This window comes from Mycobacterium sp. MAA66 (assembly GCF_041261665.1).
GTDB lineage: Bacteria > Actinomycetota > Actinomycetes > Mycobacteriales > Mycobacteriaceae > Mycobacterium.
Window position 1 is genome coordinate 140,131 of the sequence record NZ_JBGCCC010000002.1, and the last position, 23,137, is coordinate 163,267.

Below are 23,137 nucleotides of genomic sequence, written 5' to 3' on the forward strand. Positions count from 1 at the left end.
GGATCGAACGGCGACACCAGACAAGTCATGGCGCCTGACGAATTCGACTCGTCAGGACGACAAATCCAGCCCGTGCGCTACCGCATAGGCGATCGCCTGGTCCACATCGATACGAGCGCCCCGCGCCGACGCCGTGGTCCAGAAGGTGGCATCGACCCGCGCGCCACGTAGGTCGGCCTGCTCGAACTTCGCGTTCTGACAGCGGGCGCCCAACAGGTCTGTGCCCCGCAGCACCGCCTTGCGCAGATCGGTGCCGACCAACGACGCCTCGGCAAGCCGGCAGTCCGACAGATCCACCGAGCGCAGGTCGCAGCCGGCCAGCACAGCCAGCCGCAGATCCACCTCGACCATGGTGATCGGCCGCAGCGAGCATTCGGTGAACGTCGACCCCAACAACGTGCAGTGCCGGAAGATGCTGTGCGCCAATGATGTCCGCCGGAATGTGCAGTTGCGGAATGCCGATCCGGTGTGTTCGGACTCGGTCAGGTCGACGCCGCTGAAATCGCAATCGGTGAACACCACCCGCTCGGTGCGCAGCCGACTCAAGTCGCCGTCGTATTCGTCGCGGAAGACCACACCGTCGAATTCCCGGTCAACCCAATGCTCGTCGGTGTCAGTCACGGCTTCGTACGATATCGCCATGCCCGTTTCACGCCGCGGCTTCCTCGCCTTGTCGGCTACCGCACTGGCCGCCACGGCGGCGCCAGCCCCTGCAAAAGCCGACGGCACCAAGATGATCGACTTCGCGCAGCGTCTGGTGCCGGTGGACCAGGTAGCCGCAGCGGGCTACGCCGGGGTGATCGTCTACGTCTCAGAGCTCCGTCCCGGCGCAACCTTCGACTTCAAGCCGGTGACCCGCGCCTACGCCGACGCCCTACGCGCCGCGGGCCTGCACGTGGTCAGCGTCTACCAGTACGGCAAGCCGGGCTGGGTCAACAGCCCGTCGGACTTCACCCGGGGCTTCGACGGCGGGGTGGCCGACGCCCGCACCGCATTGAACCTGCATACCGCGGCCGGTGGTCCCGCCACCGCCCCGATCTTCTTCAGCGTCGACGAGGACATCGACGCACCGACGTGGAAAAGCACTGCGCTGCAATGGTTCCGAGGCATCAACTCAGTGCTTGGAGTGCAGCGCACCGGCATCTACGGTGGCGCCCGCCAGGTCACCTGGGCGGCCGACGACGGTGTCATCGGCCAATCCACCAGTCCCGGATACCGGTGGGCCTGGCAGACCAAGGCCTGGTCGGGCGGACAACGTGCGCCAATGGCGGTGCTGTTTCAGTCGACGGTGGTGACGGCGCAGGATCCCGGGACCATGATCGGCGACATCCACGTCGACGAAGACAACATCCTGGCGGCCGACTTCGGCCAGTGGGATCTGGCTCGTTAGGCGGATGCGCCCAGCTTCATCAACGCGTACTCGGTGACCGTGATCAACGCATTGCGCGCCGACCGCTGGTCGCGCGCGTCGACCGAGACCACCGGAATGTGATCGGCCAACGCCAGCGCCGTGCGCACCGCGTGACCGGGATGCCGTGGCGCACCGGCGAATTCATTGACGGCAACGATGAACGGCAACCCACGCGCCTCGAAGAAGTCGACTGCGGCGAAGCTGTCCTGCAGCCGGCGGACGTCGACCAGGATGATCGCCCCGATCGCGCCGCGTACCAGGTCGTCCCACATGAACCAGAACCGGCGCTGCCCCGGCGTGCCGAACAGGTACAGGACCAGGTCGTCGGCCAGCGTGATGCGACCGAAATCCATCGCGACGGTGGTGGTGCTCTTGTCCGGGGTACCGGCCAGAGCATCCACGCCCGCGGAGGCCGTGGTGACGATCGCCTCGGTACGCAGCGGCATGATCTCCGACACCGAGCCGACGAACGTCGTCTTACCAGCACCGAACCCACCCGAGACGACGATCTTGGTCGACGCGGGGCCGTGCCGGTCAGAGCGCTCGTAGGCCACGCAGTGTCCTTCCTATCAAGTCACGCCGGTCCTCGATGCTCGCCTGATCGCCGAGCGTGGCATGTACTTGAAGATAACCCTGCGAGACCAAGTCACCGATCAGCACACGCGCAACACCGAGTGGGATTGCCAACTTTGCCGCGATCTCGGCCACCGAAGGCCGGGCCGTACCCAGTTTCAGGATCATCGAGCGCACGTCGCCGCCGGGCCAGGGCGGTGCGGGCATGCCCTCGCGAGTGTGGATCGGCGCTTCCCATGACAGCTCGACGCCGGTGCTGGTACGCCCCGCGGTCAGGGTGTAGGGCCGCACCAGACTCGGCTGGTCACCGGACAACTCCGGTTCCCAGGGGTCGAGTGGGCGGTCCATCGCTGGCCTATGGCGGTTAGCCCGTGCCGTGCACGGATTGGGCAGAGGTTCGGCGGGCGGACTGGACGACGGTGCCGACGCGCTCGACCAGGATCGCCATCTCGTAACCGATCTGCCCGATATCGCAGGATCGCGCGGCCAGTGTCGCCAGGTTGGATCCGTCGCCGACCCGCATCAACAACAGGTAGCCGTTCTGCATCTCGACCACCGACTGCATCACGTGCCCGCCGTCGAAGAGCTGCGCGGCACCCGAGGCCAGGCTGGCCAGCCCGGAGGTCACGGCGGCCAGCTGGTCGGCGCGTTCGGTCGGCATGTGCTCGCTGGCGGCCATCAGCAGACCGTCCGCCGAGACCAGGATGGCGTGCGACACCCCGGACACCTCGCGGGCGAACTTGGACACCAGCCAGTCCAGCGACTCACGTTGCTGGGTCATGGCGTGCTCCCGGTGTCGTTGGCTTGCGACCGGCCGGCCTGCACTCCGCCGAAATGACTGCTGAAGCTGGCCCGTACTGCCTCAGGATCTCGCACCGGTTCATCATCCGTGGTGCTTTCGCCGGCAACCTCATCGGGGGCACCCGGCACCAGCCGAGCCCCGGGCTGACGTACCGGCAGGCCTTCATCGGTGCGTTCGACCACCGGCGCCTCGTCGGCCGCGGCCGCCGCAGACCAACCGTGGTCCCACACCGACTTCCAGTCCAGATCCGTACTGTGCGCCAACTCGTTCGGATCGTCGATCAGCCACTCGGACAACATCTTCTGGAAAATGGCGTCCTCACTTCCCGCAGTCGCCGAAGACTTCGGCTGCTGCTCCGCCGGCGCTTGCGGCGCTTCCGGTTGTTCGGTCACCCGGCTCCGCGCGGCGAAGAACGACGCGGTGTTGGTCGGCGCGCCGGCCGCGGCGGGCGACTCGACGATGCCGCTGGAGCCCGGATTGCGTTGCGGTAGAGCCAGACCCGACAGGTCGATCGAATGGCCTTCGTCGACAGCCGGTGCGGCCGCGGCCACCGGTTCGATGATCGGGGCGAAGCCCTGATGGTCGGTGTCGAGGTCCGGATCGGGCTCGACACCGGCGTTGGGGTCGGCATCCCAGTGCTGCAGCGGTTCAGGTCCGCCGACCAGCAAGGCATAGGGCACCCGGACCTCGGCGGTGGTACCCGAACTTCCGTCGACGGCGCCGCGCAGCCGCACGTCGACCCCATACCGGGCGGCCAGCCGGCCGACCACGAACAGGCCCATGTGCCGGGCGGTGTAGGCGTCGATCTCTCCGCCCGAGCGCATCCGGATGTTCGCCATGCGCAGGTCGGCGTCGGTCATGCCGAGGCCGGCATCGCGGATCTCCAGCACCAGTGCGCCGTCGGAGGCGTGCCCACCTGTCACCTGCACCTGCGACGAGGGCGGTGAGTTGCGCAATGCGTTGTCGAGCAATTCGGCCAGCACGTGCACCAGATCGGAGGCCAGCGTTCCGTGGATCTCGGTGTCGGGCACCGTCTCTGCGACCACCCGCGCGTAGTCCTCCACCTCGGAGGCCGCGGCGTTGATCAGCGCCGGCAACGGCACCGAATCTGTTTGCTCGCGTGGGGCATTCGCGCCGGCCAACACCAGCAGGTTGGCACCGTTGCGTCGCATCCGGGTGGCCAGATGGTCCAACCGGAACAGGCTGTCCAGTCGCTGCGGATCCTGCTCGTCGCGTTCCAGTTGATCGATCACCGACAGCTGCTGGTCCACCAGGGATCGGTTGCGTCGCGACAGTGTTTCGAACATGTCGCCGACCTGCAACTGCAGGCGGCTCTGCTCACCGGCCAGCAGCACGGCCTGCTCGTGCAGTTCGTCGATAGCGTGGGCGACCTGACCGACCTCCTCGGTGGTGTACACCGGCAGCGGACGCACCGCCGGCGGGTCACCACCGGCTCGCATCGCGTCGAGTTCGCGGACCAGGTCCTGATGGGCGACCCGCAGCGCGCCGTCACGCAGCATCCGCAACGGACGCACCAGCGAACGGGCCACCAGCAGCACCAGCAGGATCGTCAACAGCATGGCGGCGGCGACGAACACCGAATCCCGCATCGCGGTGCTGCGCTTGGCGGCGGCCTGATCGTCGACCGCCGAGGTCACCGATTTCGCGGCACCGGCGATCAACGAGTTGGCGATATCGCTGGTGGTCTTGATGGACTGGGTCAGATCCGGGTTGTCGACCAGCGTCACGCCCGGGTCGGACATCATGGCCATCCGTTTGACCATTTCCTGCTGCAGCGTGCGCGCATCGGGCGAACCGACGCCGAGCAGCTCGCTCATCCCGAACAACGTCGACGGTTCGGTACCGGCCAGGGTCGTCATCGAATTGCGCAGTTCCGGATCGGGCAGTTCGCCGCCCTGATTGACCAGCAACTGCTGCATCATCATCTGGCCGCGGGCGCCGACCGCGCGGCTCAGGCCTTGGGTCTGCGCACGGATCTTCGCATCATCGATACGCACCGATCCGTTGATGGCATCTTCGGCGGTCAGCAGGATGGGCGCATAACTCGTGACCCGCTCGCGCAGCCCGACGCCGCCCGCGGCGACCTTGTCCAGTAGCCCTTGCCCGCCGGCCAGGAGCGTCGTGATGCCACCCCGCACATCTGGAGTGACGTCGGTGGTGCCCAGTTGATGTTCCAGTTCCGACTTGCTGTTGGCGAATGAAGCGGTCGCAGCCTGGGCATCGGCTCCGGTGGAGCTGGCCAACAGCGCCGCATCCAAGGCCGACATGTAGTTCTCGATCGTCGGCACCATGTTGGCGCGATCAGCCGCCACGCGCAGGTCGGCCGCGCCGGTCCAGCCGTCATAAATACGCAGGCCACCGAGGGTTCCCGCCAGCGCCAGCGGAACGAAGGCGATCGCGAAGACCTTCCAGCCGACCGGCCAGTTCGACAGTGCCCACCGCGGGGGCTTGCGCACCGGCGGGTCGGTGAGGTCGTCGGCCGCCAGCTCCGGTTCGTCGAACGACGTCATCGCGGCCCGGCCTGGTGATGGGCCGCGGAGCCGCTATTCGCTATTGACGCCTGATTCATATGGCTTCCCTGCCGGTGGTGCCCACGCGGGTATGCGCTTCCGCTGGCAATTTGGTGAAGTATGGCAGCGACGAACAGGGGTTTCTAGATATGTCACAGACTCCAGGGAGTTCGTGACCGAGGTGTTGCACAGTTGCGTTCCACAGCCCCGCGCAAATGCGACCCGCCAAGACCGGATAATTCGGCCATGCTCCGAGTGCTGTTCTACTCCCCGCGGATCGCACCCAACACGGGAAACGCGATCCGGATGGTCGCCGCCACCGGGGCCGAGCTGCACCTTGTCGAACCGCTGGGCTTCGACCTGTCCGAGCCGAAGCTGCGCCGCGCCGGGTTGGACTATCACGACCTGGCGGTGGTCACCGTCCATCCGGATCTTTCCAGCGCGTGGCAGGCGCTGATGCCGGCGCGGGTATTCGCCTTCACCGCGCATGCGCCGTCGTCGTTCGCCGACGTGGCCTACCAAGCCGGTGATGTGCTGATGTTCGGCCCCGAGCCCACGGGGTTGGATGCGGCGACGTTGGCCGACCCGCACATCACCGCCCAGGTACGCATTCCGATGCTGCCCGGGCGGCGATCGTTGAATCTGTCGAACGCAGCCGCAGTGGCTGCGTACGAGGCCTGGCGTCAGCTCGGTTTCGCCGGCGGCATCTGACACCTTGCGTCGAAACTACGGTTTCTGGCGAGAAAATCGTCGAAACCCGTCACAAACCGTAGCGTCGGCGCAGATTGAGGCCGGTTCAGCTCACCAGGTGTCCCAATGCGTGAGCTGCTCGGCAGGCAGCCGCTGTGCCTTCTTGAAGTCGGTGCCCTTGGTGTACGCGATCGGGAACAGCCCGCCCTGGGTGTAACGCTCGAACGGGAGGCCCAGGATCTCAGCGGCCTGCTTCTCGCCGTCGCCGATCAGGTGCAGCGTCGTCCATGCCGAGCCCAGCCCGCGGGACCGCAGCGCCAGCATGAAGCTCCACACGGCCGGCAGCAGCGAGCCCCAGTACGACGCCTGCATTCCGGCGTCGGCGCCCTCGGGCCGGCCCTCCAGACACGGGATCAGGAAGACGGGGGCCTTCTCGAGGTTCTCGTTGAGGTACTTGGCCGAGCTCACCACCGCGCCAGCGCGGTCATCGCGGGCGTCGCCGCGCTCCGGTGTCGGCATGGCCAGATACGGGGTGCCGCTGGCGCGGTAGATGTCGGCCAGCGCCTTCTTCTTGGCCTCGTCCTCGACGAACAGGAACTGCCAGCCCTGGGCGTTGGACCCCGTCGGTGCCTGCAGCGCCAGATCCAGACACTCCATCAAAACCTCACGCGGCACCGGCTTGTCGAAATCCAGGCGCTTGCGCACCGATCGGGTCGAGGTCAGAACGTCGTCGGCGGTGAGATTCAGATTCATGGCCGCAGACTACCGCCAACCACAAGCCCACCTAAGCAAATGGCCGATGACCGGGAAAATCCTGGTCAGGCCAACGACTTTCGCTTGCTAGGGCGCCACCGCCCGGCACATCAGCTCGACCACCGTCCGGCAATAATGCTCGTCGACGGGCTCACGGGTGAGCAGTACCCGCATGTTGATCGGGGCCAACAGCATCTGTAGGACCGTCCGCGTATCGACGTCCTGACGCATCTCGCCGCGCGCCATAGCCCGGGCGAAGATGTCCTGTACCACCGCCGATCGGAGCAGCCATACCTTTTGACGGACGGCGACGCGCAATCCCGAGCGGTCCGGTATCACCAACGCACCCTGGATCTTGCGTCCCGGTTCGGAGCTGATGTACTCCGCCATGGCCATCGCCATGGCGGTCAGGTCGCCGGCCAGTGAACCGGTATCCGGCGAGACGTAGGAACGCCCCGGCCACTCCACCAGGACCTCGAGCAGCAGCGCTTCCTCGTCGCTCCAGTACGTATCGATCACGGCTTGGTCGATACCGTGGCGGGCGGCCAGGTTCTCCACGCTGAAACGTTCGATACCCCAACGGGTCACCTCGTCGAACGCAGCGGCGAGCACTCGCTTACGCGCGGCGTCCGGCTCGCCGTCTGGACTTTCCGACACCGCCATCATCCCCCTGTCAGATCCTCAAGCTGATCGACTGAGCGATATTACAACCAGGCGCCGACACGGCAGGGCCGTGTGGGGCAGCCCGGTTCAGTGCCGGGGCAGCTTCATGACTGCGCGCACGACGGGCACCAACGACTTCTGCCAAAGAGTGGCCGGCATCCCCAGCGGCGGGTCCAGGTTGATCACTCGGGCGGTCGAAATGGTCTGTGACTCAACATACTTGAGCAGGCCTTCGGCGCCGTGCCGGCGGCCGACGCCGGAGATCCCCATGCCGCCCATCGGGGCACCGAGGCTGCCCCAGGCCAGGGCATAGCCCTCGTTGACGTTGACGGTCCCGGACCGCAGTCGGGCCGCGATCCGCTCGCCCTCTACGGGCGTAGCCGCCCACACACTGGCGTTGAGTCCGTATTCGGTGTCGTTGGCCTTCTCGATCGCTTCCTCGACATCGGCAACCGGGTAGATCGAGACCAACGGTCCGAACGTCTCGTTGGTCGCGCACTCCATATCCGCACTGACGTCGGCGAGCACGGTGGGCTCGTAGAACAGCGGACCGATGTCCGGCCGGGCGTTACCGCCGGCAATCACCTTGGCGCCCTTGACCTTTGCATCATCGACGTGACCAGAGACGGTCTTGAGCTGCCCCTCGGAGATCAGGCTGCCCATGTCGTCGGAGAAGTCGTACGCGGTACCGAGCTTCATATTGCGCACCGCCGCACCGAACTTCGTGGTGAATTCCTCGGCGATTGCCTGCTCGACGTAGATCCGCTCGATCGAGATGCACAGCTGTCCGGCATTGGAGAAGCAGGCCCGCAGCGCCGCCTTGGCCACCTTGCTCAGATCCGCACCGCGGGTCACGATCATCGCGTTCTTGCCGCCGAGCTCGGCCGAGAAGCCGATCAGCCGACGGCCGGCGTGCTCGGCGAGCTGGCTTCCGGTGGCCGACGAACCGGTGAACATCAGATAGTCACAGTTGTCGGCGATGGCTGTACCCACCACCGAGCCCGGACCCGGCACCACCGCGTAGAGATGTCGCGGCAGCCCGGCCCGGTACAGCAGCTCGGCGCATGCCAGCGCACAGTAAGGCGTCTGACTGTCCGGCTTGACCACCACCGCATTGCCGGCGACCAGCGCGGGTACCGCATCCGACACGGTCAACGTCATGGGGTAGTTCCAGGGCGAGATGACGCCGACCACGCCCTTCGGCTGGTACGAGACGGTGGTCTTGTTCAGGCCCGGGAGCAACCCCGGAACCCGCTTGGGCTTGAGCAGCCCCGGCGCCACCTTCGAGTAGTAGTCGGCGTTGGCGATCAGGTCGATCACTTCTTCCTGGGCCGCCCACCGCGCCTTGCCGGCTTCGGCCTGCAGCAGGTCCATCAGGAACTCGCGATTCTCGGTGACCAGATCCCGATAACGGGCGATCACCTGAGCCCGGTCAGCGACCGGTCGGGCGGCCCAATCACGCTGCGCTGCACGTGCTTTCACGAAGGCAGTCTCAGCATCGGCAGCCGTCGCGACCGGGATGACGGCCAACGGCTTGCCGGTGAAGACCTCGTCGATGGTCCGGGTCGGCCGGGCCTCGGGATCTTCGATCGCGGCCAATTCGCGCAGACGGTCGAAAACCGATGCTGATGGTGCAGGCATGATGGCTCCCCTGAGTCGGTCGCGGATGTGCAGTGATGCAGTACCGGCGGTCTCGGCTAACACTACGGGACAGACAACTGCCGTCCACCTGTTGAGCATTTTACAAAAACGGCCATATGTCAATAATTTGGGCAAAGCCACTTGATCTGTCTGGGTATGTTTTCACTGGAAGTCTCGCGACTTGGCCGTCACTTGCAGATCGAGCGGACCCATCCGATCCGCCAGCAGGGTGACCGCGCCACTGGCGTTCTGCACGATGCCCCGTACCACCAGCGCCGTCGCGGTCTGCGCCAGACGTCGGTGCCGCGCCCACACCCCTGGCACGCACAACACGTTGACCATCCCGGTCTCGTCCTCGAGGTTGACGAACGTCACCCCCTGCGCAGTAGCCGGACGCTGCCGGTGAGTCACCGCTCCGGCCACCAGAATCCGGGTGCCGTCAGGTACATCCAACAACCGATTCGCGGGCACCACGCCCCGCGCGTCCAACTCCGCGCGCAGGAACTGGGTGGGATAGCTGTCCGGGGAGACCCCGGTGGCCCACACGTCGGCGGCCGCCAGTTCCAGCGCGCTCATGCCGGGCAGAGGCGGCACGTGCGAAGACGACCCCACACCGGGCAGCCGGTCTGGACGTTCGGTGGCCGCCGCGCCGGCCGCCCACAGTCCTTCGCGCCGAGCGATCCCGAAACAACCCAGTGCACCGGCAGTGGCCAGCGCCTCGGTCTGCGGGACCGACAGCTGCACCCGGCCGGTCAGATCGAGCAAAGTACCGTACGGCCCGTTGACTTTTCGCTCCTCGACGATGCGCTGCGCCAACTCGTCACCGATGTGCCGGACCGCGCCCAACCCCAACCGCACCTCGGTCCCCTGGTTTTCACACGTCGCATACGCCAGTGAAGCGTTCAGATCCGGGCCGTGCACCACCACTCCGTGCCGACGGGCATCGGCCACCAACGATTGCGGCGAGTAGAACCCCATCGGCTGGGCCCGCAGCAGGGCCGCACAGAACAGCGCAGGGTGATGCAACTTGAACCAGGACGAGGAGAACACCAGTGAGGCGAAACTCAGCGCGTGACTCTCCGGGAAGCCGAAATTGGCGAAGGCTTCGAGCTTTTCGTAGATCCGGTCGGCCATCGGCCCGGTGATGTCGTGCAGTTCGCGCATACCGTCGTAGAACCGGCCGCGTAGCTCGCGCATCCGTTCGGTAGACCGTTTGGAGCCCATGGCCCGGCGCAGCTGGTCGGCTTCGGCCGGGCTGAAACCGGCGCAGTCGACGGCCAGCTGCATGAGCTGTTCCTGAAACAGCGGCACCCCCAGCGTCCGCCCCAGCGCCGGCTTCATCGAATCATGTTCGCAATCCGGCTCTTCCAAGCCGTTGTGCCGCCGGATGTACGGATGTACCGACCCACCCTGAATCGGCCCGGGCCGGATCAGCGCCACCTCGACCACCAGGTCGTAGAACTTCTCGGGTTTCAACCGGGGCAGGGTGGCCATCTGCGCCCGGGATTCAACCTGGAACACCCCGACCGAATCGGCCCGCTGCAGCATCTCGTACACCGCGGGCTCGGACAGATCCAGCTTGGCCAGGTCGACCTCGATGCCCTTGTGCTCCTCGGCCAGATCGATCATGTAGTGCAGAGCCGAGAGCATGCCCAGCCCGAGCAGGTCGAACTTCACCAAACCGATTGCCGCACAGTCGTCTTTATCCCACTGAAGCACACTTCGATTTTCCATCCGGGCCCACTCCACCGGACACACGTCGGCAATCGGGCGGTCACAGATCACCATGCCGCCGGAGTGAATCCCCATGTGCCGCGGCAGATTCTTGATCTGCAACGCCAGATCGATCACCTGACCCGGAATATCCTCGACGTCCGGAGAGTCCGCGAGCCCATTCCATCGGCTGATCTGCTTGCTCCAGGCGTCCTGCTGCCCTTGCGAAAAGCCAAGGGCCCGAGCCATGTCCCGAACCGCGCTGCGGCCGCGGTAGGTGATGACGTTGGCCACCTGCGCGGCGTAGTCCCGGCCGTATTTCTCATAGACGAACTGGATGGCCTCTTCACGGCGGTCCGATTCGATGTCGATGTCGATGTCCGGGGGGCCGTCGCGGGCCGTGGACAGAAACCGCTCGAACAGCAGCTCGTACTTGACCGGATCCACATTGGTGATGCCGAGGGCGTAGCAGACCGCCGAATTGGCCGCCGACCCCCGGCCCTGACACAGAATGTCGTGGTCCCTGCAGAACTTGGTAATGCTGTGCACCACCAGGAAGTAACCCGGGAAGTTCAGCTCCTCGATGATTTTCAGCTCGTGCTCGATCTGTTCGTACGCCTCGGCTTCCTCCGATGCGAGGCCGTAGCGCCGAGCCGCCCCCTTGGCCACCAACTTGCGCAGCCAACTGACCTCGGTGTGCCCGGCCGGTACCTCGAACGGCGGCAATTGCGGTGCGATCAAACGCAATTCGAACGCACACTGCTCCCCCAGTTCGGCGGCCGCAGTTACCACATCCGGACAGTGGGCGAACAACCGCGCCATCTCATCGCCTGATCGCAGGTACGACCCACCCAGCGGGGCCAGCCAACCCTCCGCGGCATCCATCGAGTTACGGGCCCGGATGGCACCCATCGCCATGGCCAGCTTTCCGCGTTCGGGTGCGGCGAAATGCGCTGCGGTGGTGGCGATGACGTCCAGGCCGAACCGCGGCGCCAGCGCGGCCAGCACGGCGTTCTGCTCGTCGTCGTACGGATGCCCATGGTGAGTCAACTCGACGCTGACCCGATCCGCGCCGAATCGCTCCACCAGATCGGCCAGTGCTTCACCCGCCGCCTCGGCACCTCCCGTCGACAATGCTTGGCGCACATGACCTTTGCGGCACCCGGTGAGAATGTGCCAGTGCCCGCCGGCGGCCTCGGTCAGCCGGTCGAGGTCGTAGCTCAGCACCCCCTTCTCGCCACCGGCCAGGTGGGCCCGGGCCAATTCCCGGGACAACCTCCGGTAGCCCTCCGGCCCGCGGGCCAGTACCAGCAGATGCGGCCCGGGTGGATCGGGAAGCTCGGTGCGGGCGGTGTTACTGAGCGAGAGTTCAGCACCGAAAACCGTTGCCATGTCAAGTTCTTTGGCTGCTTCGGCGAAGCGTACGACGCCATAGAGACCGTCGTGGTCGGTCAGCGCGATGGCCCGCAGATCCAGCCGGACGGCCTCCTCCACCAGTTCTTCGGGGGTGCTGGCGCCGTCCAGAAAGCTGTACGCGGAGTGGGCGTGCAACTCGGCATACGGAACCGACACACCGGACCGTCGTGGACGTTCCGCCGGCCGATACTCCCCGCGCTTACGCGACCAGGCCGGACTGTCCCCGCCATCGGCAAAAGGCTCCGGGGATGCACCGGCCAACCGCGGTTTGCCCTCAAGCACCCGCTGCATCTCCGCCCAGCCCGGCGGTCCGTTGTGCCAACCCACCAAACCAGCATATCGAACAAACGTTCGATATGCTGGCGGTTGCGCTTCGGTCTAGTGCGACGTGCCGTGATGGACGGTACGGCCCGAGGTGTTGGCCTGCGCCGGCGTCTGCGATTTGGCGGCGCCCGGCTGGTCCGGCTTCGCGTGATCCTTCTTGTCTTTCTTGCCGTGGTCACCGGAAGTACCCGAACCGGACTGCGGGTTAGAAGACGAAGAGCCGACCCCGATGCCACTACCCGAAGAGGTGGCGCCCGCAGTCGCGGCGGCCACTGCGACCGACTTGACCGCCCGACCGGTCGTCAAGGTAGCCGACGCGGCTTTGGGCTTTGCGGCTGCCGCGACCGCCCCGGCGTGCGGCGCCGCACTGGCTGCAGCCCCGACCAGGGAGCCGAGACCAGAGGTCAGGGCCTTGACGAAACTTGCCACCGCGGCGGCGATTCCGGAGACCACGTGTTGCACGAAGCTGACGACGCCAGAGACCAGACTTGAGACAGCGGAGCTCAAAGCCTGGACCACGGCACCGATGCCGGTCACGACGGAACCGACAGCGCCGACTGCGGTAGCCGCCGCGGGATGGGCGACGATCCAGGCTTCGACGACGGCAACGGCAGACTTGGCGGTCCAATTGTCGGTGAACAGCCCCAAGTTGTCGCCCTGGCTGTCATCGAGCAGTGAGTAGAGGAACATCGGGCCGACGCCGGCCAGGTTCGACCAGGTGGTGAGGAAATCCTGGATATATGCAGCCTGTTGGGCCTGGCCGCCCGAATCCGCAGACGACTCCCCGTATTCGGTGGCCCAGATCAGTTTGGCGGCATCGCCATTGGCGTTCATCAGCGCGCGCAGTGCCTCGAGCTGATCGATGGCCGAGTTCGCGAACGTGGTACCGGCCGAGAAGGTGCTGGTGTCGTTGTACGGGTGGAATGAGAGCGCGTCGAAGTACCCTTCGGCACCGGCGGCGTACATCTGCTGCAGGAAGGTGACCGGGTTGATGGTCAGAGTTCCGATCGAGATGCCCGCCCCGAGCACACCGCCGACGACGGTGATGTTGGGGTCGGCAGCTTTGATCGCGCTGTAGGCGTCTTTCAGCAATTGGGTGTAGTCCGCGGCGTTCGGCGTGGGGTACCAACCGGTGTAGCCGTTGGGTTCGTTCCAGACCTCGATCGCCGAGATCTTGCTGGTGTACCGGGACGCGACAGCTGCCGCAAAGGAGGCGTACGCGGCATCCGCCGAGGCGTTGGGCTGGGCGTCCGGGATCAGGCCGTTGTTGCTGTAGCTGCTCGCCCAGGTCGGGGTGCTGGTGATGTCGGCGTCGACCGCGATGCCGTATTTGGCCGCGGTGTTGAGAAGCTGGTCGGCCTGGGCCCAGCTGTACGTACCGTCGGTCGGCTCCATCGCTTCCCACGGCAGCAGCACCCGAATCTGCGTGACACCCATGGTCTGCAATTCGGACATCGCGGTGTTCAGATCGCTCTGGCCCATGAAATAGAGGCTGGATTCCGAGACGCCCACGGCACTCGACGCGGTGTCGATCGTCGCCGCCAGTTCGACCTGCTCGCTTCGAGTGGCGAACCCCGGGTCAGCGGGCGGATGCAGACTCGCCGAGGCAGCGATGACCGCGACAGTGAGAGCGGGCACCGAATACGTGTTGATGATGCGGAGAAGGTTGCGGTGTGCAGGCATGGCGTTTCCCCAACTTGCTGCATTGATACATCGGTCCGCAGAAGAGGAAGGCCTTCAACTTCAATGGTGTTGCTCCAATGCATCAGTAGTAGACCCTTTTGACGTCATCGTCAATCAGTTTGCGGTGTCGCAAGAATTGCAACCCGAACAAACGCCCAAACGAACTATTAGTATCAAAAATTCACGAATTTTGGCGATTGCCAAATAATTCACCACAGATAGCGATTCAACTCATTTATGCAGTTGAAGACGTATTTATTGTCGCCCAAGCCGATGTCAACGATAGCTCGTAGCCGACCAGCGAAGCGTCGAACAGATCAACCCGGCACCCAGCGCCAACCGCTCAGGTCCGGGTCACCGGAAAGATTGCCACAGGCCATGGTTCTTCGTGCATATCCACGATCCTGCGTCGTGGTGGGTCCATTCGCTGTATGCGGTCTCGGATATCGCACCCGGTAGCCCAAGTCTGTTGATCGGTAGTCGCTGCGGAATCAATGATGATTTGCTCCGCGAACTGGGCGCAGCCCCATAAATCCGCTGCCAGGCACCTCGGCTACTTCAGTGGTCTGCTAGGCGGGCAGCGCTGCCTGCGCCCGCCGCCGATACCAGGCGCTCCATCCGAACAGCCCTCCGATGACTCCAGCGGCGAGCAGATTCGAACCGACCACCGCATCGTCGGCAGGCAGGGCCAGCACCAGCGGAATACGAGCTAGCGCCTCACCGATCAGGCCGACACCCCAGACCACTGCGATCACCGTGAACCGGCGACGGAACCCGCGCTCGGCAGCCCAGCGAGTCCTGAGCTCGGTCTGGCGTTCGGTGTCGTCTCCCGCCGCGCGCAGCACCGCCACATAGGTGAGCGGCCGGTCGATCAGGGCGCTGACCAGAAAGACCAATCCGGTGACCGCAGTGGTCACCGAATCCTTCAGCAGCACCGCCCCCGGGGTCTGGAAGTACATGCTCAGGACCAAGCCGACCGCGAAACCGAGCAACAGCAGAATCGACAAGCCGTCGATAGAGCGTCGCCGTACTGCCACCCATATCGTTCGGACGGCGGCGCACACCGACCCACAGATCAGCGCCACCACCGGGCCGGCGCCTGCCGCCCGCGCCCCGTAGTACACCGTCAGCGCGGGCATCACATCCCACAACAGACTGCGTAGGAGAACTACGAGGCGCATCTGCGATCCGCGTCGGTCGGTCGACGCGGCGCTGTCCAGAGTGTCCGACGCGCATGGCTCTTGAGTCATATGAACATGGTGTGCGCCGGCGCGTGCCCAGCTGATCAACCGGCGGGTGGAGATTCGGGTGGAAACTCGGATCCGGAACCACAGCGTTCACGCGGGTCTTGACACACTGATGTGATGCGCGCACGTTCGGTACTGGTCGTCGTGGTGGTCGCGCTGACCGCGGCGCTGGCAGCCGGCGACATCGCGCGACATTGCTCGGTGGCGGCCATCGGTTGCGGGATCGCCGGCGTCGCCGTCTGGTACGCAGCTCCGATGCGCCGCGACGACCCCTGGTGGCGCTACGTATTCGGCACTGCCACTGCGGCATTGGGGCTGTGGGGCACACTGATCGGGTCGGCGGCGGCCACCGTACCGTTGGCGGCCGGCGTGGCGGTGGTGGTAGGCATCGCTCCAGCGGTGGTACCCCTGTTCGCCGCGGCGGCCCTCGCACTGTCGGCGATCGCCGCCATCGCAATGGCCGTCGGATCTGCCCGGGTATCCGACAGCGCGTCGGTGGTGGTGCCCGTGGCGCTCGGCACGATTCTCGCCCTGGTTCGCCGCGAAGCCGCACACCAGCGTCGGCGCGATCACCAGCTGCATCGGCTGGAACTGACCAGCGCAGCGGCCGACGAACGCACCCGCATCGCCAGGGATTTGCACGACGTCCTGGCACATTCGTTGGGGGCGTTGGTGATCCAACTCGACGCATTGGCCATGGTCGCCGCTCACGAGCAACAGGCCGGTCCGCAGTTGGTCAAGCGCATCACCGATGCCCGGGGCCTGGCCGAGGACGGATTGGCCGATGCCCGTCGAGCAGTTCATGCCCTGCGGCGTTTCGACGATCCAGTGGAGGACACGTTGCGGGGCCTGGCCGATCGACTCGCCGAACTCGACTGGGGAGAACTGCGTGTCGACGTGCACGGCGTCCCTCGGATCGTCACCCCGGCTGTCAACGACGCCCTGAACCAAATCGCCGTCGAGGCCGTGACCAACATCCAGCGGCATAGCACAATCGGCACCGCGACCGCCACGGTGACCTACACCGACGATCGTGTCACCATGCGCATATGCAACCCCGTCGCGCCCGGTCCACCGCCCGTACCCGGTCATGGGCTGCTCGGGATGGACGAGCGGGCCCGTCTGGTCGGCGGCACCTTCACCGCGGAGCGCAAAGACGTTCTCTGGCAACTGTATTGCGAGGTGCCCGATGATCTCGGTCGTCGTCGCTGATGATCAGGCCGCTGTACGCGAAGGATTGACGACGATTCTGAGCCTCACCGACGGCATCGAAGTGGTGGGCGCGGCGGCCGACGGTACCGAAGCGGAGCAGATGGTGCAGGCCCACCGCCCCGATGTACTGCTGCTCGACCTGCACATGCCCATCCGCGGCGGATTGGATGTGCTGCCCGAGTTGGTCGTTCGCTTTCCATCAACGAAAGTGCTTGTGCTGACCACGTATTCGGACGAGACATCGATCAGCGAGGCGCTCGCCGCGGGGGCGCACGGCTACATCACGAAATCCGACGGCGCCGCTCAGATCATCGCGGCGATCACCGCCGTCGCGGCCGGCCACGGTGCCTTTGGACGCGAGGTCACCACGCAACTGGTCGGTGCGCTCACCAACCGAGCTCGGCTGGATCGAGTGGCCCGCCACTATGGCCTCACCGAGCAGGAAACCCGCGTCTTGAAGCTGATCGGCACCGGTTTGCGCAACCGGGAAATCGCCGCGGAACTCTTCGTCAGCGTGGCCACCATCAAGACGCACATCAACAACATGTTCACCAAACTCGGTGTGCAGTCTCGGCAGCAAGCACTCGAACTTGTCGCAGAGAAAAGCCGCTAGCGCGGGAATCAGTCGCGACTCGGAAGCGCCGGAACTTCCGCGACCACCACCCGGTCACGCCCGGCCCGCTTCGCCGCGTACAACGCAGCGTCCGCGCGGTTGAGGAAATCATCGAGCGAGTCGCCGGCCTCCAGCACGCTCACGCCGACACTGACCGTCACGTGGACATCACCGAGGGCCAAGCCCGCCACCGCCGAGCGCAACCGGTCACCGAACCGCTCCGCCGTGCCGGCATCGGCACCGACCAACAGCACGGCGAACTCTTCCCCACCGATGCGCGCCGCGAGGTCGTCATCAGCGGTCAGCGACTGGCAGGTCGTGGCAATAGCCATCAGTGTCCGGTCACCGACGATGTGCCCGTACTCGTCGTTGACGCGCTTGAAATGGTCGACGTCGAACACCACCGCCGCCAGGGGTGTTCCGTCGGCAGCGGCCCGCACCAACAGCGACTCCAGTCGCTCGACGAAATACCGCCGATTCACCAACGGCACCAAGGGATCCTGCCGGGCCAACAATTCGAGTTGTTCGGCCAACCGGCGGCGCTGCTCGAGCAACGAGAACAGCATCATCGAGAAGACGCACCATGTCGTCGCCACGAAAAGCCCTACGGTGGCCAGCCTGCCGGCGAGGCTGACCTTGGAGAACAGATCGTTGGCCGTGGTGGCAGCCCAGAACACCGCCGGCGCGATCAATGCATTGGCAGTCGTGACGCCACGCAGTCCCCGGCGCAGCCCCAACCAGATGACCAACGGATAGGTCATCCCGAGAATCAACAACGGATCGATGGGCAGAACGGCCACCAACACCGCGCTGACGACGATCGTCGTCACGCTGAGTACCAGATCCGTCCGATCCGTGGACCTGTACCGCACAGTCGTCGCCGCCCATGCCAGCAGCAGCGGCGTCACCAATATCTGTCCGACCGAATTGCCGATCCACCAGTGCGTCCAAGCCTCGGGGATCTGATCCAGACTGGTCAGCTGCCGCTGAGCACCGTGCACCAGCAGGCTGTCCCACTTATCCGGCATCCACCCGGACGGGATGCTTCCCAACCACCACATGGCGGCCACGCCACCGGTGGCGCTCAGGGGCTGCAGCACCAGGAAGACCAGAACGGCGAACAACCCGACGTCGCGTGGAGTGTCGAACCGCGGTGAGATGCGCCAGCGGGTGAACAATGCGGCACCGAGCATGCACTCCAGACTGTTGATCGCACCGATCAGCGCTCCACCGAGAACCGACGGTCCGGTCCACACCGACAGGATCGTCTGCCCCAACAACACACCCCAGGTCACCCGACGGCCGAACAAGACGCAGAACGCCAGCGCGATACCCTCCGGCACGAACATCACGCTGGTGACGTTGTCGTGCTCCACCGATACCGCGAACGCCAACCGGCCGAACACCACGTAGCCGATTGCCAGCAAAGCCGTGGCCAGTGCAATACCAGATCGAGAACCACGTCTCCGCTCAACCGACAAACGCCACATCAGGCCATAGTAGAGAGCAGCCATGAGCGTCTGAAATTTGCCAGATACATGCAGACTTGGCAACGCAATTTAGAGATACCGGCGGCGCTCCGACAATATCGACGGCGTCGCGGTCATCGCGGGCATCCGGACCAACGCCGGGCCACGCCTTTTCCGAATTCCCCTGGCAGTTAACCGATCTGACACGGTGACACACGTAGCCGCTCGCACAACCCGGCTCAGGCCTGGCAGCTCGGCATTCAAAAATTGGACTTTCCGGAGTAAGTTGCCTGTTGGGTTCTGAGCGCCATCAATCCGTAAGACATCCCTGCGGAAGCGAGGCTTACGTTGAGTACTGCTGGTGAGCGCGCGGCGCAGTTGGCGCTGGTTTCCCGCCTCAAGACGATCTTCCCGGAAGTGCCGGAGTGGCCCCTGCCGGATGACATCAGCCACGAACACTGGCTGGCGTACCTGAAGACAGCCCATGACGTGGGCGGTGAGTTGGACTTCCCGCATCTGTACGAGAACAAGCAGGAAGAGCAGTGGGAGTTGATGACCTACGTGCTCTGCGAGGTTCTCGGGTGGGGCGGCATCTGGGTTTCCGAGGAGCGCCGCCGACTGGGCAACGTGGACGTCGGCCGGGCCATCTATCTCGGTCTGCCGTACTACAGCCGGTGGTTGTGGGCGGTGGGCCGGCTGCTGATTGAGAAGCAGTACATCAGCTGGGGTGAGCTGACCGATCGGCTGACCGAAGTGCAGGAGCGCTACGCGGGTGGGCTGAACGGCACCTACCCGGAAGCGAAGCCGAAGTTCGCAGGTGATCCCTCAAAAGTCAAGCGCAACAAGCACATTGTTGAAGCGATGGGCAAGGGTGATCCGGATCGCTTTGCCGGCCAGGCCGGCCCGGCCACCTTCAAGCCCGGTGACCGGGTGCGCGTCAAGGAATTGCCGGCGATGTTCTACACCCGCACACCTGAGTACTGCCGCGGGGCCGAAGGGATCATTGCCGAGGTCACCTACGAGACCCCGGCCCCGGAGGACGAGACGTGGGATCGCGAGGACGCCAAGCCCGAGTGGATGTACATCGTGCGGTTCAACCAGTCCGAATTATGGGACCACTACACCGGTCCGGCCGACGACACCCTGCAGACCGAAATTCCTGAACGCTGGCTCGTAGCCGTCTGACCCGACCGTGCAATCACCTGTCCCTCTTGAGTTTTCCGAAAGGACGGCACCATGTCGGATGGCCACGGACACGATCACAGCGTAGACGGCGATCACATCCGCACCGTCAAGCCGATGGTCGACGAGATCACCGACTTCGAGGTACTGGAGATCGCACTACGCGAATTGTGTATCGAGAAGGGCCTTTTCACTGCCGAACAGCACCGGGTATTCACCGAGTACGCCGAACAGATCGGCCCCACCCCTGCGGCGCGCCTGGTAGCCAGGGCCTGGCTAGATCCGGCATTCAAGAATCTTGCGCTGACCGACGCGGTCGCCGCCGCCAAGGAAGTCGGAGTGGACTGGCTGGACCCGACGGGCTTCGGCACCCCGAGCGACTTCACGGCGTTCAAGATTCTCGAGGACACCCCGACGGTCCACAACGTCATCGTCTGCGCGCTGTGCTCGTGTTATCCCCGTCCGATTCTTGGCAATTCCCCGGAGTGGTATCGCACCCCGAATTACCGCCGCCGGCTCGTGCGCTGGCCCCGACAGGTGCTTTCCGAGTTCGGACTGGAGCTACCCGACGGCGTCGAAGTGCGGGTTGAGGATTCCAATCAGAAGCACCGTTTCATGGTCATGCCGATGCGCCCGGAAGGTACCGGGGGTTGGACCGAGGAGCAGCTCGCCGAGATCATCACGCGGGACAGCCTGATCGGTGTCGCGTTACCCAAACCGGGCGTGACCACCAACGTCAAGCCACTGGTTCGGCCGGCCGTCCGCCCGATCGAACAATGAGCGAAAACTACGTCGTGCTCGACGAGATCGTCGGGCGACAACAGACCTGGCCGATCATGGCAGCCAGGTACGGGGTGGAAAATCCGTTGCCGCCGTGGAAGACAAGCCTCGACGGACTCTGCGACGTGCTCGACAACTCCTGCGCTCCCGACGCCGCGGTGCCGTTCAGTTTCAAGGAGCGTCGCGACGAGGAGGACGAACTGTCAGCCTCGGTGTATGCCGACCTTCCGTTCCCGGAGAGCCAACTGGTGTCGTTGGCACATTCACTACTCGCGCGCGGGGTCATCGGTGAAGAGGACCTTCGGCAACGGCTGACCGCCATCCGCAAGCGGCTCGAAGCGCAGTAGTCGCCGCCAGGAACTAGCGCAACCCGTCGATGAGAAGGACCACTGAGTCGGCACCGGCGCGCCGATCTGCGGAGATTTCCTGATACTCAGCCGATTCGGCCCATTCTCGAAATGAGACCTCATCCGGGAACGACATCAGTACAACCTTTTCCCTGTCCCATGCGCCCTCAATAATCCGCGGCGATTCGTCAGCCGCAAGCAATGTTCCGGAGTACTTCCGGAATACATCGAGGAATCTCACTTGATACTTGTCGTACTGCGCACGATCGGTGAAGCGCAGCTGGGCAACGGCATAGACGGTCACCCGGCCACGTTAACCGCTGCTCTGAGATCGGTATTGCGGGGCCGGTGACACCATCACCCAGCAGTGGTTGTCGTCATCCGCGAGGCGAACCTCAGCAATTACGCCCTGGCCGTTGCGTCTTGTATTGCCGAGCGGATCAGCCGGGCAACCTGAGCGGATACGACTTCCAGCGGCGCCTGTGACCGACGCACGCGGGCGAGCAAGGTAGCACCCTCATAGGCGGCGACCACCGTCACGGCGATCGCCTCCGCATCCGGTCCCGGTATACCGAGGTCCTCGAGGAGTGCAGTGAATCCGTTCTCCATGGAATCGAACGCCAGCGCGCAGGCTGCGCGGACGGTATCGACTTCGCTGCCTCCGTCGAGCGCCGGAGTACCGACCGGACAACCGCTGGTCCATTGCGAGCTGGAGAGCTTGGTTGCCATGAAGTCGAACAACGATGTCGATGTCTTGAACACGTCCTCGGGAGCCTGCTGGATCATCCGGCCGACCAGTGTGCCGGTGCCCGTTATCGCGGCTACGGCGATTTCTTCCTTGCCTCCGGGGAAGTGATGATAAATCGAGCCATAGGTCAGGCCGGCGGCTTCGCTGAGCGCTTTCAAGCCAAATCCGTGGTATCCGCTGCGCGCCAGCAGCTCAGCAGCCGCCACTTCGATCCGCCGCTTCGAATCAGATGCCATGCGACAACGGTAAGCCCGCGGACCCGATAACCGACACTTGACCATAAAGAACGTTCTAGCGAGAATAGGCGTCATGCGAAGACTGATGCTCGATGGCCCCGGACGCCTGCGGTGGGAGAACTGCCCTGAACCGACGATCGAGCACCCCGGACAAGCGCTGGTGCGGCCGATCGCCCTCGCGACGTGCGATCTCGATCCGGCGGTACTGCGAGGCGAGTTCCCGCTTACGGGCCCGTACCCCTTTGGGCATGAGGGGGTGGCAGAAGTAGTGGCCATCGGTGACGACGTGCGCACGGTCAGCATTGGCGACCGAGTTGTGGTGCCGTTCCAAATCTCCTGCGGTACTTGCGATCCGTGCCGAAGGGGCCGCACCGGCAATTGTGCAAGCCACCCGATGATGTCCAGCTTTGGCTTGGGCGCACTGGGCGGCCTGGACTGGGGAGGCCTGTGGGCAGACCTTGCGCGCATCCCGTACGCCGACGCCATGCTCGTGAAGATCCCCGACAACATCGATCCGGTCGCAGTGGCCAGTGCGAGCGACAACATCCCTGACGCGCTCCGCGCCGTCGGCCCGCACCTTGCTGCCGAGCCCGGAGCAGAAGTCCTCATTCTGGGCGGGAGCGCCGCGCCGTCAATCGGCCTCTACGCCGCCGGGCTGGCCGTGGCCCTCGGCTCATCCCGAGTGGTTTACCTGGATACCGACCCCGAACGCCTCGGCATAGCAGCCAGATTCGGCGCCGAGCCCATCGGAGGAGCGGCTGACGTTCGAGTGGGCAGGTTCCCGATCACCGTCGAGGCCTGTGGTGGCAGCACCGCGCTGCGGGCGGCGGTCGACGCGACAAGTGCGGACGGGATCTGCACAAGCGTCAGCGTCCAGGCCGGCGATGTCGCGTTGCCGGTCTTCGCGATGTACTCACGCTGCTGCACGTTCCACACAGGCCGAGCCCACGCTCGCCCCCGCATCCCGGAAGTACTGGATCTCGTCGCCAGCGGCAGGTTCGACCCTTCTGTCGTTACTACGTGCATCTCACCGTGGGACGACTCGATCGATGCGTTGTTGAGCACCCCTATGAAACTTGTTGTCACATCATGAGGTTCGACCG

At 65.0% G+C, this 23,137-nt stretch carries 22 protein-coding genes; 8 read left to right on the forward strand and 14 right to left on the reverse strand.

The genetic code is table 11. From position 1 onward, the window contains the following. Positions 1–51: 51 nt before the first annotated feature. Positions 52–642 carry a pentapeptide repeat-containing protein gene (locus ABIA30_RS07170; protein WP_370063633.1) on the reverse strand — a complete coding sequence of 197 codons (591 nt, stop codon included), beginning with the start codon at positions 640–642 and terminating at the stop codon, positions 52–54. Between ABIA30_RS07170 and ABIA30_RS07175 the strand changes: the two genes are divergently transcribed. After that, positions 641–1,390 carry a DUF1906 domain-containing protein gene (locus tag ABIA30_RS07175; RefSeq protein ID WP_370063635.1) on the forward strand — a complete coding sequence of 250 codons (750 nt, stop codon included), beginning with the start codon at positions 641–643 and terminating at the stop codon, positions 1,388–1,390. The genes ABIA30_RS07170 and ABIA30_RS07175 overlap by 2 nt on opposite strands. Here ABIA30_RS07175 and ABIA30_RS07180 read toward each other — a convergent pair. The 4 genes from ABIA30_RS07180 to ABIA30_RS07195 are packed head-to-tail and all read right to left on the reverse strand — an operon-like array spanning position 1,387 to position 5,317. Beyond that, complete coding sequence (locus ABIA30_RS07180) at positions 1,387–1,965, reverse strand: ATP/GTP-binding protein (RefSeq protein WP_370063637.1); 579 nt, start codon at positions 1,963–1,965, stop codon at positions 1,387–1,389. The genes ABIA30_RS07175 and ABIA30_RS07180 overlap by 4 nt on opposite strands. Beyond that, a complete protein-coding gene (locus ABIA30_RS07185; protein WP_370063639.1) occupies positions 1,946–2,332 on the reverse strand; it encodes a DUF742 domain-containing protein in 387 nt (128 codons plus the stop codon). The genes ABIA30_RS07180 and ABIA30_RS07185 overlap by 20 nt, the downstream gene beginning before the upstream one ends. Before the next feature lie 16 nt (positions 2,333–2,348). After that, positions 2,349–2,765, reverse strand: a complete 417-nt coding sequence (locus ABIA30_RS07190; protein ID WP_370063641.1) for a roadblock/LC7 domain-containing protein — start codon at positions 2,763–2,765, stop codon at positions 2,349–2,351. Beyond that, positions 2,762–5,317 carry an ATP-binding protein gene (locus tag ABIA30_RS07195; protein ID WP_370063643.1) on the reverse strand — a complete coding sequence of 852 codons (2,556 nt, stop codon included), beginning with the start codon at positions 5,315–5,317 and terminating at the stop codon, positions 2,762–2,764. Before ABIA30_RS07195 ends, ABIA30_RS07190 begins: the two co-directional genes overlap by 4 nt. Positions 5,318–5,563: 246 nt before the next feature. On the opposite strand from ABIA30_RS07195, the gene ABIA30_RS07200 reads away from it, so the two are divergent. Next, positions 5,564–6,028: a tRNA (cytidine(34)-2'-O)-methyltransferase gene (locus ABIA30_RS07200; RefSeq protein ID WP_370063645.1), complete on the forward strand. Its 465-nt coding sequence runs from the start codon at positions 5,564–5,566 to the stop codon at positions 6,026–6,028. 90 nt (positions 6,029–6,118) lie between these two features. Here the strand turns inward: ABIA30_RS07200 and ABIA30_RS07205 are convergent, their stop codons facing one another. The 6 genes from ABIA30_RS07205 to ABIA30_RS07230 all read right to left on the reverse strand — a co-directional run bounded on the left by ABIA30_RS07205 (position 6,119) and on the right by ABIA30_RS07230 (position 15,450). Then, positions 6,119–6,760, reverse strand: coding sequence for a nitroreductase family protein (locus ABIA30_RS07205; RefSeq protein ID WP_370063647.1), 642 nt, complete (start codon positions 6,758–6,760; stop codon positions 6,119–6,121). Positions 6,761–6,847: 87 nt separating this feature from the next. Next, positions 6,848–7,417 (reverse strand): TetR-like C-terminal domain-containing protein, encoded by a 570-nt coding sequence (locus tag ABIA30_RS07210; protein ID WP_370063649.1) that lies wholly within the window; start codon positions 7,415–7,417, stop codon positions 6,848–6,850. Between the two features lie 93 nt (positions 7,418–7,510). Further along, complete coding sequence (locus ABIA30_RS07215) at positions 7,511–9,064, reverse strand: succinic semialdehyde dehydrogenase (protein ID WP_370063651.1); 1,554 nt, start codon at positions 9,062–9,064, stop codon at positions 7,511–7,513. Between the two features lie 162 nt (positions 9,065–9,226). Then, entirely contained in the window at positions 9,227–12,520 is a 3,294-nt protein-coding gene (locus tag ABIA30_RS07220) for an error-prone DNA polymerase (protein ID WP_370063653.1), read from the reverse strand. Positions 12,521–12,571: 51 nt separating this feature from the next. Next, positions 12,572–14,200 (reverse strand): cellulase family glycosylhydrolase, encoded by a 1,629-nt coding sequence (locus ABIA30_RS07225; RefSeq protein WP_370063655.1) that lies wholly within the window; start codon positions 14,198–14,200, stop codon positions 12,572–12,574. 569 nt (positions 14,201–14,769) lie between these two features. Beyond that, entirely contained in the window at positions 14,770–15,450 is a 681-nt protein-coding gene (locus ABIA30_RS07230; protein WP_370063657.1) for a VC0807 family protein, read from the reverse strand. Positions 15,451–15,564: 114 nt separating this feature from the next. On the opposite strand from ABIA30_RS07230, the gene ABIA30_RS07235 reads away from it, so the two are divergent. Then, on the forward strand, positions 15,565–16,659 hold the full coding sequence (locus ABIA30_RS07235; RefSeq protein ID WP_370063659.1) for a sensor histidine kinase: 1,095 nt from the start codon (positions 15,565–15,567) through the stop codon (positions 16,657–16,659). After that, positions 16,637–17,272 carry a response regulator gene (locus tag ABIA30_RS07240; protein WP_370063661.1) on the forward strand — a complete coding sequence of 212 codons (636 nt, stop codon included), beginning with the start codon at positions 16,637–16,639 and terminating at the stop codon, positions 17,270–17,272. The genes ABIA30_RS07235 and ABIA30_RS07240 overlap by 23 nt, the downstream gene beginning before the upstream one ends. 8 nt (positions 17,273–17,280) lie before the next feature. Here ABIA30_RS07240 and ABIA30_RS07245 read toward each other — a convergent pair whose 3' ends face one another. Beyond that, positions 17,281–18,762, reverse strand: a complete 1,482-nt coding sequence (locus ABIA30_RS07245; protein WP_370063663.1) for a diguanylate cyclase — start codon at positions 18,760–18,762, stop codon at positions 17,281–17,283. A 327-nt stretch (positions 18,763–19,089) separates the two neighbouring features. Between ABIA30_RS07245 and ABIA30_RS07250 the strand changes: the two genes are divergently transcribed. From ABIA30_RS07250 to ABIA30_RS07260, 3 genes are read left to right on the forward strand one after another with little or no spacing between them, the layout of a single operon-like run. After that, entirely contained in the window at positions 19,090–19,926 is an 837-nt protein-coding gene (locus tag ABIA30_RS07250; RefSeq protein ID WP_370063665.1) for an SH3-like domain-containing protein, read from the forward strand. 51 nt (positions 19,927–19,977) lie between these two features. Further along, entirely contained in the window at positions 19,978–20,703 is a 726-nt protein-coding gene (scnC, locus tag ABIA30_RS07255) for a thiocyanate hydrolase subunit gamma (protein WP_370063667.1), read from the forward strand. Next, positions 20,700–21,050: a thiocyanate hydrolase gene (locus tag ABIA30_RS07260; protein ID WP_370063669.1), complete on the forward strand. Its 351-nt coding sequence runs from the start codon at positions 20,700–20,702 to the stop codon at positions 21,048–21,050. The genes scnC and ABIA30_RS07260 overlap by 4 nt, the downstream gene beginning before the upstream one ends. Positions 21,051–21,063: 13 nt before the next feature. Here ABIA30_RS07260 and ABIA30_RS07265 read toward each other — a convergent pair whose 3' ends face one another. Both ABIA30_RS07265 and ABIA30_RS07270 read right to left on the reverse strand, forming a co-directional pair. Beyond that, positions 21,064–21,354: a DUF1330 domain-containing protein gene (locus ABIA30_RS07265; RefSeq protein WP_370063671.1), complete on the reverse strand. Its 291-nt coding sequence runs from the start codon at positions 21,352–21,354 to the stop codon at positions 21,064–21,066. 98 nt (positions 21,355–21,452) lie between these two features. After that, on the reverse strand, positions 21,453–22,034 hold the full coding sequence (locus tag ABIA30_RS07270; protein WP_370063673.1) for a TetR/AcrR family transcriptional regulator: 582 nt from the start codon (positions 22,032–22,034) through the stop codon (positions 21,453–21,455). Between the two features lie 73 nt (positions 22,035–22,107). Here ABIA30_RS07270 and ABIA30_RS07275 point away from each other — a divergent pair, with 73 nt between their 5' ends. After that, complete coding sequence (locus tag ABIA30_RS07275) at positions 22,108–23,127, forward strand: zinc-binding dehydrogenase (RefSeq protein ID WP_370063675.1); 1,020 nt, start codon at positions 22,108–22,110, stop codon at positions 23,125–23,127. Positions 23,128–23,137 lie beyond the last annotated feature (10 nt).

What these genes read in the sequence shown, in the direction of transcription:
- ABIA30_RS07240 (WP_370063661.1), top strand. Translation starts at nt 16,637, where the DNA reads ATGATCTCGGTCGTCGTCGCTGATGATCAGGCCGCTGTACGCGAAGGA.
- ABIA30_RS07270 (WP_370063673.1), bottom strand. Translation starts at nt 22,034, where the DNA reads ATGGCATCTGATTCGAAGCGGCGGATCGAAGTGGCGGCTGCTGAGCTG.
- ABIA30_RS07185 (WP_370063639.1), bottom strand. Translation starts at nt 2,332, where the DNA reads ATGGACCGCCCACTCGACCCCTGGGAACCGGAGTTGTCCGGTGACCAG.
- ABIA30_RS07195 (WP_370063643.1), bottom strand. Translation starts at nt 5,317, where the DNA reads ATGACGTCGTTCGACGAACCGGAGCTGGCGGCCGACGACCTCACCGAC.
- ABIA30_RS07260 (WP_370063669.1), top strand. Translation starts at nt 20,700, where the DNA reads ATGAGCGAAAACTACGTCGTGCTCGACGAGATCGTCGGGCGACAACAG.
- ABIA30_RS07190 (WP_370063641.1), bottom strand. Translation starts at nt 2,765, where the DNA reads ATGACCCAGCAACGTGAGTCGCTGGACTGGCTGGTGTCCAAGTTCGCC.
- ABIA30_RS07215 (WP_370063651.1), bottom strand. Translation starts at nt 9,064, where the DNA reads ATGCCTGCACCATCAGCATCGGTTTTCGACCGTCTGCGCGAATTGGCC.
- ABIA30_RS07235 (WP_370063659.1), top strand. Translation starts at nt 15,565, where the DNA reads ATGCGCGCACGTTCGGTACTGGTCGTCGTGGTGGTCGCGCTGACCGCG.
- ABIA30_RS07230 (WP_370063657.1), bottom strand. Translation starts at nt 15,450, where the DNA reads ATGACTCAAGAGCCATGCGCGTCGGACACTCTGGACAGCGCCGCGTCG.
- ABIA30_RS07175 (WP_370063635.1), top strand. Translation starts at nt 641, where the DNA reads ATGCCCGTTTCACGCCGCGGCTTCCTCGCCTTGTCGGCTACCGCACTG.
- ABIA30_RS07275 (WP_370063675.1), top strand. Translation starts at nt 22,108, where the DNA reads ATGCGAAGACTGATGCTCGATGGCCCCGGACGCCTGCGGTGGGAGAAC.
- ABIA30_RS07205 (WP_370063647.1), bottom strand. Translation starts at nt 6,760, where the DNA reads ATGAATCTGAATCTCACCGCCGACGACGTTCTGACCTCGACCCGATCG.
- ABIA30_RS07200 (WP_370063645.1), top strand. Translation starts at nt 5,564, where the DNA reads ATGCTCCGAGTGCTGTTCTACTCCCCGCGGATCGCACCCAACACGGGA.
- ABIA30_RS07245 (WP_370063663.1), bottom strand. Translation starts at nt 18,762, where the DNA reads ATGTGGCGTTTGTCGGTTGAGCGGAGACGTGGTTCTCGATCTGGTATT.
- ABIA30_RS07170 (WP_370063633.1), bottom strand. Translation starts at nt 642, where the DNA reads ATGGCGATATCGTACGAAGCCGTGACTGACACCGACGAGCATTGGGTT.
- ABIA30_RS07225 (WP_370063655.1), bottom strand. Translation starts at nt 14,200, where the DNA reads ATGCCTGCACACCGCAACCTTCTCCGCATCATCAACACGTATTCGGTG.
- scnC (WP_370063667.1), top strand. Translation starts at nt 19,978, where the DNA reads ATGTCGGATGGCCACGGACACGATCACAGCGTAGACGGCGATCACATC.